Genomic DNA, 11,788 nt, shown 5'->3' on the forward strand with positions numbered 1-11,788 from the left:
ACGGCGATGTCGGCGATTCTTCCTGGCCCCTACCCATCCCCGTTCATCCCCGAAAAATAAGGATTTTGAGGTGCACCCTTGAAGTGAGACAGAAAGTTTATCCCACACATGTGATTGTGAACGGTGAACCCCTGAAGTGAGGGGGCTGCCAGCTCTTGCTAATGGCCAACTGCTAATGGCTAGGTGCTGCTTTTTGTCAAAGACCCATCCGACCATCCGCCCTGGGGCGGACTGCTCTTTCGGAAGGCCAAGAACTGCTGGCCGAAAGTCTTATGCTTTACCATTTATTCGCCATTTAATCAAGCGCGAAATGGCAGCGTGCTTTCCACTCGCACACTACTGGCAGCCAGTTATTAAGAGACTACATGAAGGAAATGGAGGCGGAGATCACGGCGGTCTCTTTGCACTGCCAATTGCGGAGGGTCCAATGAAACTCGCGGGCACGCTTCTCGCAATCCTCCTGTGGGCCAGTTGCGTGCAGCCTGCGACTGCGCAGAGCACGAATTGCATGTCGGCCAATTCCAAACTCGTGAGCCAAAATAAAAGTAACAGCTCCTGCGAACAGTGCGTGGGTGCCAATAGTCACAAATACCTATCCGTTCGTTGCCAATTGCTATTTGCTGATTTGCAAAGACCCGTTTCACCATCCGCACTGGGGCGAATCCGCGGCCGTTATTTGAATAGGTTATCCACGTCCAGGGTAATGCCCACCTGTCCGCGAACGTCGCTCTCCTTGATGAGCTCAGTCCGGTTCGACCAAGTGACTGAAATCGGGATCTTGAGCGTGCTGTTCAGCGGTAAAGTCAGCCTCCCCTGGACCACGCCGATGTTGCCTTTGGTTCCCAGCAGCTTGGCGGCGGTGTCAGGCAGCACGATGCCACTTCCGGGGGCCACGTTTCCGGGGCCAATCGTGATCAGCGCGTCCTCTTTCATCCACTGGTAATAACCGGCGAACGTGGCTACCGCGTTCCCCAGATTGGGAATCACGCCCAGCCGCCGTTCAACTTGCCCAGACGCCTGAACATCCCGCAGGCGGGTGGCTGCCGGCGCCGCTGGAAGCGAGTTGTACCATGTCACCGCGGCGTTGAAAGTGATCAGCGTCGGCGCCACCGACGGCTGGTGGGAGTAGATCAGCCTGACGTTGGATGTGGACGGCTGGTTTTGAGGATGCTGGTTGGTATATTCCAGGCTGAATTGGTGAGTTTGAATGGTTTGCAGCAAGGCGTCCCGCTGCGCAAAGTAGTTCTCAGAAGCCTTCATGAGCGTGGCAACACGCGTGGGAAAGTCCTGATGAGCGTTCATCATGATGGGAATCAGGGCATCGAGTTGGGTTTCCAGGGTATGTTTGAACTCGTCCGGTGTTGCAGCTGCCTTGAGGGCTGCGATTGCTGTTCCCTCCCATTGGGTATACGCAGGATCCACAGCTCCGGTCGAAGCGTCACTGAACAACTGGCTGGCGGCGACTGCCAAGGCCTGAGATGCGGCGTTTGTGCGAAGTTGCGCGATGATGCCCGGAAACCTGCTTACGAACTTCGGGTCGTGAGGGTCGTTGTGGGTGATATCAAACCGCGCTCCCCAGGACGCCATGCGAAATCCATTGCCGAACAGATTCACACTGACGGGTGTTGTCGAGGTCGGAATAGATGCGGCGCCGGCTGCAGTGTTGTTATTCGTGTTTTCAAAGGCAGCCACTCCAGAAAATCTTCGCAGCCATCGGGAAGCCGGGGTACAGCCGGGCTGGTTGATCACTGGACAATAGGGGAACTGTTGCGCGCCAAGCAACAATCTGGAAACCCCAAGCAAATTGGCCCGCAAGGTAGTGGTGTTTCCGGTGGTGTTCTGGAGGATGTTGCCGTACTCCACGCCTACTCCAATAAGTGCTGGGGCCGCAACATGTGAGACCACATTGGTGATGCCGGAGGCGCCCGACGGGCTTCCCGCCTGCTTGTTCATTAACAGCTTTTCAGTGTCCGCAAGCAGGTTTTCAGCCAGTTGTTTGCTGATCGCATCATTCTTGATTGCGGCATACTGGACGAACCTCATGGACAAACGCGCCGGCAAAATGCGTTTTACCTGCATGTCCGTGCGGCTAGCCGCAGCGGCCTGGACGACGTCGTTGTAGTCGCCTTGGTTGCGGATGTATTGGTCAATTGCCTGCTGGGCAAAGCACGAGGTTGTTGCAGCCAACAAGCTCAGGAACTGAATCGCACGTTTGGTCATGAATTTCTCTCCTAAACGCCTTTTACTGTGTATCCCACCGCGGGGTTTTCTGGGTCAAAATGGAAGGTATCGAGCACTTGCGTGTTGCCGCCACAGTCCTCGCATAGTTGGAGCAGAGCGCCCGCCAAGGACGCTTCCGCCAGCACCACCATCCGAATGAAGCCGGCCTTGATGGTGAACTTGAACGGAGGCGCTGAAATGGGCTTTCCTGCGTAGGTGAGCACGACAATATCCGCAGCAACACCAGCCGGTGCCTTCAGCGTAAGGGTCGACGTAGCGTCTACGGGTCCAACAAAGTCCGCATCAGGAGTGGGACTCAGTTTGAGATTGCAAGCCATCGTTAGTTGCTCCTTTCACTTCTTATGAAACAATAACGAGATTTGCCCCGAATTACCTGAGCGAATTTTTAGAATTGGTAGGTCTGAAGCCAGGAAACAAACGAAGCATTCTCCCCTGCTAACCCTCCTCGCTCTCCGCCGTCTCTTCATAGATCGCCCGCGAGCGTACACTGATCCTTTTGGAGGCTCCATGAACAACCTGATCCAGGACGTCCGCTACGCCTTGCGGACCATGCGCAAGTCGCCGGGATTTGCCGCCATCGCCATCCTAACTTTGGCGCTCGGGATCGGGGCCAACACCGCCATTTTCACCGCCGTCAACGCCGTGTTCTTTCATCCCATTCCGGTGGAAAAACCGGAGACCCTGGCTGAGGTCTTCACCAACGCAAATCTGGGCGTCAACGGTATAACCTATTTTCCCGTGTCCTTCCCCAACGGGCAGGACATTCAGCAACGCGCGCAGTCGTTTTCCGGCGTCACGCTCAGCACCGGCGCGGGCGTGAGCATGACCATCAACGGCGTGCCTGACCAATATTTCGCTCAACTGGTTTCCGGAAATTATTTTGACGTTCTGGGCGTGAAGCCCGCCCTGGGCCGGACGTTCCTGCCCGCGGAAGACGCCGAGCTTGGAGCCGGCCCGGTGATCGTGCTGAACCATGGTTTCTGGCAGCGCAAGTTTGCCGGCGACCGCAGCGTAATCGGCCAGAGCGTGCTGCTGAACGGGCAGGGCTTCACCATCATCGGCGTGGCCCCTGCGGGCTTTCAGGGGACCAATTCCATCGGCGGGCCGGACATGTGGATCCCCATGTCCATGCATGACCCTATCATCACCGGGCTGACCAAGGTGTTTTTCAATGAACGCCGCTTTCTCGGCTTCAACGTGGTGGCGCGCCTGAAGCCCGGCGCAACCGTGCAGCAGGCGGGCGCCGAGCTGAAGAACATTGCCTTGGACCTGGAGCGCGATTTTCCCCTGGCCAACAAGGGCCGAACGTTCGTCGCAATTCCGCTGCTGGAATCGGCGCTGAATCCCAATTTCAAAGGATTTTTCCAGGCCGCCGGCGCCATCCTGATGGGCGTGGTGGGCATTGTCCTGCTGATTGCCTGCTTCAACATCGCCAACCTGCTGCTGGCGCGGGCCTCAGGACGCAAGCGCGAGATGTCCATCCGCGCGGCCGTGGGCGCGTCGCGCAACCGCATCGTGGCGCAGTTGCTCACTGAAGCCCTGGTGCTGGCCGTCGCCGGAGGCGCGCTGGGACTGGGACTGGCGGTGGTCGGACGAAACTTGCTATGGAAGTTCCGTCCTTCGCAGTTGCCGGCTGGGGCGCTGGATTTGTCTTTGGACACACACGTTCTGCTCTTTACATTCTTCGTCGCGATTGGCACTGGAATCATCTTTGGGCTGGCGCCGGCCTTGCAGGCCTCGCGTCCTGATTTGGTTTCAGAATTGAAAGAGCGCGCGGGCGGAGAGTTGACCGGCGGCCGCCGCTTCAAGCTGCGCGACGTGCTGGTGGTGGTGCAAGTGGCCATTTGCATGATCGCGCTGGTGGGCGCCGGCCTGTTCCTGTTGAGCTTGCGCCATGCCCAGGAACTGGACCCCGGCTTTGATACGCGCAATCTTGCCATGCTCAGTTTTGACGCGGGCTCGCTGAACTATGACGCGGCGCGCGCCAAGGAACTTCAGCGTCGCGCGCTGGAGACGGTACAAAACGCTCCAGGCGTGAAGTCCGCCACGCTGGCCAACATTGTTCCGCTGTTCAACGGCGGCTTTGGCCGCACTACGTTTGTGGAAGGCGAAGACACCAACAACGGGCAGAACGGAAAATTCACCCAGATGGGCACGGTGGCCCAGGACTACCTGCCGACCATGGGCATTCCCATGGTCAAAGGGCGCGGGTTTGACAGTTCTGATCGCGAAGACAGCCCGCGCGTGGCCATCATCAATGAAACTGCGGCCAAGCAGTTCTGGCCGAACCAGGACCCCGTCGGCAAGCGCTTTAAGTATTTCAAAGACACCGGTTGGACGCAGGTCATCGGCGTGGTGCGCGACTCCAAATACAACTCGCTGGGAGAGCAGCCCCTGCCGTACATGTATCTGCCGCTAATACAAAACCCCAGCACCGCGGTGACACTGTTCTTCCGCACCAAGGGCGATCCCGGCTCGGTGCTCAGCACGGCGCGGGCGGAGGTGCAGGCCCTGGACCGCAACTTGCCTCTGACCAACGTCTGGCCGATTGGAGAAGTGATCTCGCAGGCGCTGTGGGCGGCGCGCTTTGAGGCCAGCTTGCTGGCGGTCTTCGCCGCCGTGGCCATGCTCCTGTGTGCCGTGGGGATCTACGGCGTAGTCGGATACTCCGTCCGGCAGCGCGTCCGCGAATTTGGCATCCGCCTGGCTCTGGGCGCTCAGCCGCAGCACGTGTTGATGATGGTGATTCGCCAGAGCGCACTGACCACGGCCATTGGTCTGGCAGTGGGACTTATTGTGGCTTTTGTGCTGGCTCGGATTTGGATGGCCGAGCTGGGCAACCTGCTTTACGGCGTGAAGGTGACCTCGCCCCTGACGTACGGCGCCACCGCCCTGGTGCTTGCCGCCGTCGGCCTGGTGGCCAGCTACATCCCCGCACAGCGCGCGGCCAAGGTGGACCCCATGGTCGCACTGCATTACGAGTAGCGCCCGGAGAGGTCCCCGCCGAAGCAGCTTCCAGGCGGATACTTTCGTCCGCTAGCTGCTCTCCGCGCGTTCTTTTCTTTTCCTGCGAACGGGGTATAAACCAAAAGTAACTTGTTTATCATCAACAAGTTTGCGAAAATCTTGTCCAAAGAAGCAAGGAGCCACAGCCGCTTCAGTCGGCTGCCCAAGATTGTTCGGAGAAGAATTTATTCGGAGAAGAATTTGGGTTCCTGCGGCGTTCCGTCGTGACCGCGCCGCTCCGCCACTTGAGATTGGTTGTTCCGTCAATTGCGAACCAGATGTCTCAAAAGTGAGAGTGTGCCTCGGTCTGGCCGGCCGAGCGGGTTGAGCACCCAAAAACCAGGAAAGTGAACGCAGGGGGGTCGTCACTGCTGCCTGATTGCCCGCTGCGGCATAATTGAATGACACCAAGCCTCCAAATCGACGGAAGGAGCTCGGACGCAACCATCTTGACCTCCCTGGACGCAGTCTCCCTGAACACGGGGCCATTCCTGCAGGTGCGCGGCCTGTGCGTGGACTACACCGCCGCCAGCGGCAGCATGGTGCACGCGCTGCGCGGCGTGGACGTGGCCATCGCCGAGCAGGAATGCGTGGGCGTGCTGGGCGAATCGGGTTCGGGAAAAAGTTCGCTGGCGCAAGCGTTGTTGCGCCTGCTTCCCGCCAACGCCCGCGTCACCGCCGGAGACGTTCAGTTTCGCGGACGGTCATTGGCGGCGCTATCGCGCGGCGAATTGCGGCGCGTGCGCGGCGCGGAGATCGCGCTGATTTCGCAGGAGCCCGCCCTGGCTTTGAATCCGGTGTTGCCCCTGGGCCGCCAGATTCAAGACGTCCTGCAGGCGCACTTCAAGCTGGACGAAACCCAGTGCCGCGAGAAAGCCCTGGCCATGCTGCGCGACGTGGGATTTGACGACCCGGAGCGCGTGCTACGCGCCTATCCCCACCAGCTCAGCGGCGGTGAGCGCCAGCGCGCGGCCATCACCCAGGCGCTCATCTGCCAGCCGGCCTTGCTCATTGCCGATGAACCTTTGAGTTCGCTGGACGCTGTGACTCAATCTGAAGTCTTGCGGCTGTTGCAGCGCCTGCGTCGCGAACTGAAGCTGGCCATGCTGTTCATCACCCACGATGCCGGCGTGCTTTCCACACTGGCGGACCGAGTGATCGTCCTGCGCGATGGCCAGGCGGCAGCTTCCGGCAGCATCGCCGAACTTCGCCGCAACTCCGATCCTTACGTCCGCAGCCTGATGCATCCTGAAGAAACGCTGCATCCTGAAGAAACGCTGCAGCCGGAAGAAACGCTGCGCGCCGAAAGAACGTTGGCCTTTCCGAGGCCGGCTTCGCGTCTCGCGCCGGGATCAACCAACAACGACGCCGCCACGCCCCTACTGGAAGTCCTCAGCTTGAGCAAGCAATTCGTTCAGCGCAGCTTTCTCTCCAGCAAAAAGTTTGCGGTGCGTGCGCTCGACAACGTGGACCTGCTGTTGCAAGAAGGATCGTCAACCGCGGTGATTGGACGGTCGGGTTCCGGCAAATCAACTCTGGCGCGTTGCATCGCCGGCTTTGAGCGCGCCGGCCAAGGTGAAATCCTGTTTCAAGGCTCAGCGTCGCGGGCATCAACCCCGGAGTTGCGCCGCCAGGTGCAGATGATTTTTCAGGACGCAGGCACCGCGCTGAACCCCGGATTCACTGCGGCCGAGTTGATTTACGAACCGCTGGTGGTCGCCGGCCGCGGCACAGAACTCGAGCGCCGCCAGCGCGCGGTGCAGTTGTTGGAAGAAGTTGGGCTTGATCCCGACTGGTACGGCCGGCTGGCGGGCGAATTCAGCGGAGGCCAGCGGCAGCGCTTGGCTCTGGCCCGCGCCCTGGCCGCCGATCCCAAGCTGCTCATCCTCGACGAATCTTTTTCCGGCCTGGACGTGCCGTTGCAGGCGCAAATGATCAAGTTGCTGCTGGACCTGCAATCGCGTCACGGACTGGCGTATCTGTTTATCACCCATGACCTGAATTTCATTTCGCTGTTTGCCCGCGAAGTTGTGGTGATGGATGAAGGCAAAATCGTGGAGCGCACAACGCCGCGACGCATGCGCGAAAGCGCTGAGCCGGCCACACAATTGCTGGTCCGCGCGGCGGAACGCCTGCATGAGCCCGGCGTGGAGAACCTGGCATGATTCGCTATCTCGCTCTCCGGCTCGGCCACGGCGTGGTGATTCTGTTCGGCGTGTCCTTGTTGCTGTTTCTCCTGCAGCAAGCGGCTCCGGGCGAGTTCTTCACGGACGCCAAACTGAATCCGCAGATCTCGGAAGAAACGGTCAAGGCCTTGCGCGCCCAATACGGCATGGACCAACCGCTGCCCAAGCGTTACGCCCGATGGTTGATGTCTGTCGTCAAGGGTGAGTTGGGATATTCTTTCGCTTACAACGTGTCGGCATCGTCGCTGCTGTGGCCCCGCGCGTTGAACACGCTGCTGCTGACCGTCCCTGCGCTGATCATTTCTTGGCTGATCGCCGTGCCTCTGGGAGTTCTGTCCGCGGCGTGGCGAGGCGGCTGGCTTGACCGCTTTTTGTCGGCTGGTACCTCGGTCTTGCTGGCCCTGCCCGATCTTTTGCTGGCTTTGCTGGCGCTGGTGATTGCCATGCGGACCAACAAGTTTCCCGTGGGCGGCATGCATTCCCTCACCGCGCAAGAAATGGGATTATGGTCGCGATTCACTGACCTGGGCTGGCACATGGCGCTGCCGGTTGCGGTGATCGTGATCGGTTCGCTCGCGCCCATTCTCCGCCAGGTGCGCGCCAGCATGAGTGAAGTGCTGGATTCGCCGTTCATGCGCGCGGCGCAAGGACACGGCCTGCGCAAGTTCACTCTGCTGTTCCGCCACGCGCTGCCCGCCGCGGCAAATCCGCTGATCTCGCTCTTTGGACTCTCCGTTGCCGTGCTGCTCAGCGTCGGACTGCTGGTGGAAGTCGTGATGAGCTGGCCCGGAATCGGGCCGCTGCTGCTGGAAGCCATTATGGGCCGCGACCTGTTTATCGTGATCGGCGCGGTCATGCTGTCCACGTTGCTGTTGGTGCTCGGCAACCTTTTTGCGGACATCCTGCTCTATGCCGTGGACCCGCGCATACGGGTGCAAGCATGAAGCGCTCAACCAAACTCGCGTGGGCCACCTGGTTCCTGGCGGTCTTACTCCTGGTGGTCATCTTTGCCGGCTTCTTTGCGCCATACAGCTATGACACGCAGGACCGTGACCATCCTTACGCCCGGCCATCGCGCGTGCATTTTGTGGATGGCCAAGGTAAATGGCACATCCGCCCATTCGTCTTCGCGACAAAAAATCGCGAAGGCAGCCTGACGGAGTACCAGGAAGACCTATCGCGGATTTATCCCGTAAGGCTCTTTGTCGCTGGAGATTCGTACAAAGTACTTGGGATCTTCCGCGGTCACACGCATCTGTTCGGCGTCGCCGCCCCCGCGTGCATCTTCCTGCTGGGAGCAGACGGTTTTGGCCGCGACCAGTTTTCGCGCATGCTGTACGGCGGTCAGGTATCGCTGTTTGCCGGCATTCTGGCCGCGGTTTTTTCCGCAGCCGCGGGGCTGTTCCTGGGGATGGTCGCTGGAATGTTCGGCCGTCCGCTGGATGACATCATCATGCGCGTGGGCGAAATCTTCATCGCGCTGCCCTGGCTGTACCTGCTCATCTCTGTGCGCGCGTTTCTTCCTTTGCAGATGAGCGCGGTGGCGGCGTTCACTTTGGTGGTGATGGTGATCGGCCTGGTCGGCTGGGGACGTCCCGCGCGCCTGGTGCGCGGCATTGTGCTGAGCGCGCGCGAACGCAATTTCGTTCTGGCGGCGCGCGGATTTGGCGCCGGCAAGTTCTACCTGATGCGCCGCCACATCCTGCCCGCGGCCATGGGCGTTGTGCTCACGCAGATGGCGCTGCTGGTGCCTTTGTTTATGATGGCGGAAGTTACTCTTTCGTATCTGGGGCTTGGTGTGGGCGAACCGTTTCCCAGTTGGGGCAACATGCTGGCCAACGCACAGCAGTTTCACGTAATTTCATCTTATTGGTGGATGTTATTGCCGGGTCTGGCTCCGGCGCCGGTCTTTTTGGCATGCCAGGCCCTGGCCGATGTGTTTCAGGAAAAACTGAAAACGGCAGTCTAGATTTTTTTGTGACGGAGTAAATGGGATGCCTGAGACGATCAAGCGGACCGCACTATGTGCACTAGCCGGACTGGCTTTGGCGGCAGCTTTCTGCTCGCCTGCGGTTGGTCAAGACGACATGCTTCGCCCGCCTGCGGAAACCGGACGGCAGGGCGGACGTTTGGTTGTCGCCCAGTCATCTGAACCCAAAACCCTCAATCCAGTTACCGCTCTGGACCAGCCGTCGCGCGACGTGATTCGCCGTCTGACGGCCGATCTGGTCCACATTGAGCGCGACTCGCAGAAGACCGTCCCGGCGCTAGCCAAATCCTGGACCGCCACGCGCGACGGCAAGAGCCTTACCGTGCAGCTTCGACGCGGCCTGCGATTTTCTGACGGCGCTCCTTTTGATGCCGACGACGTTGTCTTCTCCTACAAGCTCTATCTCGACGAGAAAATACATTCGCCGCAGCGCGACCTGCTGATCGTCGCCGGCCAGCCCATGCGGGTGGAGAAGCTCGGGCCGTATTCGGTCCGCTTCTCCTTTGCCGCTCCCTACGCCGTGGCCGAACGAGTGTTTGACAGCCTGGCCATCCTGCCGCGTCACCTCTTGGAAAAGGACTATCAGGAAGGTGGAATCGCCAAAGCCTGGACCCTGGCCACATCGCCCGACAAAATTGCCGGACTCGGTCCTTTCCGGCTCAAACAGGTGGTCCCTGGCGAGCGAATCGTCCTGGAACGTAATCCCTATTATTGGAGAAAGGACGCGAAAGGCCAGAAGCTGCCGTATCTGGACGAACTGGTCTTCCTCACCGTGCCCAGCCGCGACGCACAAGTGGCGCGCTTCCAGGCGGGTGAGACCCAGGCCATCAGCCCGCTCAGCGCGGAAAATTTTGCCGCCCTCGAACCGGAGCAGCAGGCCCGTCACTACAAGCTGTTCGACGTTGGTCCCGGCATGGAATACAACTTTCTTCTGTTCAATTTGAATGCCGGTCTGGAAAGCAAGCTTCCGGTGGTCGCCCGCCGGCAAAAGTGGTTTCTTGATCCGCGTTTCCGCCAGGCGGTGTCCGCAGCCGTGGACCGCGCGGCGCTGTTGCGGCTGGTGTATCGCAACCGTGGGGCGGCGCTGGCCACCAACGTCACCGGCGGCAACAAGCTTTGGATCAATTCAGCGCTGAAACCTACAGAACACTCTGAAGCCGCGGCGCGCAAGCTCCTGCAGGCCGCTGGCTTCTCCTGGAATCGAGACGGCGGGTTGCTCGATTCCTCGGGGCAGGCGGTGGAGTTCAGCATTTTGGTTAGCTCCAGCAACGTCCAGCGCAGCCAGATGGCGACGTTAATTCAGGACGACTTGAAAAAACTGGGGATGAACGTACACGTAGTGGGACTGGAGTTCCGCTCCATGGTGGACCGCGTTTTGCAGTCGCACGACTACGAAACCGCGGTGATGGGGCTGGGCAGCGGCGACGCCGATCCCAACTCCGACATGAGCTTTTTGCTTTCCAGCGGACAAAGCCATCTCTGGAGTCTCGATGAAAAGCAGCCGGCCACGCCCTGGGAAGCTGAGATTGACAAACTGATGCAGCAGCAGCTGGTCACCGTGAATTATCGCCAACGCAAGAAACTGTATGACCGGGTGCAGGAGGTCATGGCCGCGGAGATGCCGGTGGTCTTCCTGGCCAGCCCGAGTATCCTGGTGGGAGCGTACCAGGACTTGGGTAATGTGCGCCCAGCTATAATTGATAACTATATTCTCTGGAACGCAGACGAACTTTTTTGGCACACCCCCACTGGAAAACATTGAAGCTGAATGGACGACAACGCCAAAGAGATATCCATACCCACGCCTAAGGACGCAGCGGCGGAAGATGAGCGGCTGGTACAGGAGTGCTTGAACGGCGATGAGCGGGCGTGGAACCGTCTCATTGAGAAATACAAACGGCTGATCTACTCCGTTCCCGTCAAGTACCGGATGAGCCCTGACGACGCCTCCGACGTCTTTCAGAACGTGTGTGTGGACCTGTTCACCAATCTTTCCAAACTGCGGAAGGTTGAGTCCCTGCGTTCCTGGCTGATCACCGTGGCCACCCACAAGTGTTTTCATTTCAAGAAACAGCAGCGCGGCCAGGACGTGGAGCTGGACGCCATGGAGCAGGAGATGGCGGAAGAAATCGCCCCGGCGCCGGAAGTGCTGCAGGAAATCCAGGAAGAACAGGCGGTGCGCGACGCCATCGTCAAGCTCTCGCCGCGGTGCGCTCAACTGGTCCAGCTCCTCTTCTTTGAGCAGCCGCCGGTGCCTTACAACGAAGTGGCGCAGAAACTGGGACTGGCCACCGGGTCCATCGGCTTTATCCGCGGCCGCTGCTTGAATCGCCTGCAAAAGATCCTGGCGGAGCTGGGGTTCTGA

Annotated in this window: 8 protein-coding genes; 6 read left to right on the forward strand and 2 right to left on the reverse strand. The window is 59.7% G+C overall.

What is annotated here, in order from left to right; translation table 11 throughout:
- Positions 1 to 672 precede the first annotated feature (672 nt).
- Both LAO20_11165 and LAO20_11170 read right to left on the reverse strand, forming a co-directional pair.
- A complete protein-coding gene (locus LAO20_11165; GenBank protein MBZ5531980.1) occupies positions 673 to 2,220 on the reverse strand; it encodes a hypothetical protein in 1,548 nt (515 codons plus the stop codon).
- Between the two features lie 11 nt (positions 2,221 to 2,231).
- Entirely contained in the window at positions 2,232 to 2,558 is a 327-nt protein-coding gene (locus tag LAO20_11170) for a hypothetical protein (GenBank protein ID MBZ5531981.1), read from the reverse strand.
- Between the two features lie 190 nt (positions 2,559 to 2,748).
- Between LAO20_11170 and LAO20_11175 the strand changes: the two genes are divergently transcribed.
- From LAO20_11175 to LAO20_11200, 6 genes are all read left to right on the forward strand, one after another.
- A complete protein-coding gene (locus tag LAO20_11175) occupies positions 2,749 to 5,226 on the forward strand; it encodes an ABC transporter permease (GenBank protein MBZ5531982.1) in 2,478 nt (825 codons plus the stop codon).
- Between the two features lie 470 nt (positions 5,227 to 5,696).
- Entirely contained in the window at positions 5,697 to 7,412 is a 1,716-nt protein-coding gene (locus tag LAO20_11180) for an ABC transporter ATP-binding protein (GenBank protein ID MBZ5531983.1), read from the forward strand.
- Positions 7,409 to 8,377, forward strand: coding sequence for an ABC transporter permease (locus LAO20_11185; protein ID MBZ5531984.1), 969 nt, complete (start codon positions 7,409 to 7,411; stop codon positions 8,375 to 8,377). The genes LAO20_11180 and LAO20_11185 overlap by 4 nt, the downstream gene beginning before the upstream one ends.
- Positions 8,374 to 9,402, forward strand: coding sequence for an ABC transporter permease (locus tag LAO20_11190; GenBank protein ID MBZ5531985.1), 1,029 nt, complete (start codon positions 8,374 to 8,376; stop codon positions 9,400 to 9,402). The genes LAO20_11185 and LAO20_11190 overlap by 4 nt, the downstream gene beginning before the upstream one ends.
- 25 nt (positions 9,403 to 9,427) lie before the next feature.
- Positions 9,428 to 11,185, forward strand: coding sequence for an ABC transporter substrate-binding protein (locus LAO20_11195; GenBank protein ID MBZ5531986.1), 1,758 nt, complete (start codon positions 9,428 to 9,430; stop codon positions 11,183 to 11,185).
- A 6-nt stretch (positions 11,186 to 11,191) separates the two neighbouring features.
- Positions 11,192 to 11,788, forward strand: a complete 597-nt coding sequence (locus LAO20_11200) for an RNA polymerase sigma factor (GenBank protein MBZ5531987.1) — start codon at positions 11,192 to 11,194, stop codon at positions 11,786 to 11,788.

Source organism: Terriglobia bacterium (genome assembly GCA_020072815.1).
Classification (GTDB): domain Bacteria; phylum Acidobacteriota; class Terriglobia; order Terriglobales; family Acidobacteriaceae; genus Angelobacter.

What these genes read in the sequence shown, in the direction of transcription:
- LAO20_11165 (MBZ5531980.1), bottom strand. Translation starts at nt 2,220, where the DNA reads ATGACCAAACGTGCGATTCAGTTCCTGAGCTTGTTGGCTGCAACAACC.
- LAO20_11170 (MBZ5531981.1), bottom strand. Translation starts at nt 2,558, where the DNA reads ATGGCTTGCAATCTCAAACTGAGTCCCACTCCTGATGCGGACTTTGTT.
- LAO20_11175 (MBZ5531982.1), top strand. Translation starts at nt 2,749, where the DNA reads ATGAACAACCTGATCCAGGACGTCCGCTACGCCTTGCGGACCATGCGC.
- LAO20_11185 (MBZ5531984.1), top strand. Translation starts at nt 7,409, where the DNA reads ATGATTCGCTATCTCGCTCTCCGGCTCGGCCACGGCGTGGTGATTCTG.
- LAO20_11190 (MBZ5531985.1), top strand. Translation starts at nt 8,374, where the DNA reads ATGAAGCGCTCAACCAAACTCGCGTGGGCCACCTGGTTCCTGGCGGTC.
- LAO20_11195 (MBZ5531986.1), top strand. Translation starts at nt 9,428, where the DNA reads ATGCCTGAGACGATCAAGCGGACCGCACTATGTGCACTAGCCGGACTG.
- LAO20_11200 (MBZ5531987.1), top strand. Translation starts at nt 11,192, where the DNA reads ATGGACGACAACGCCAAAGAGATATCCATACCCACGCCTAAGGACGCA.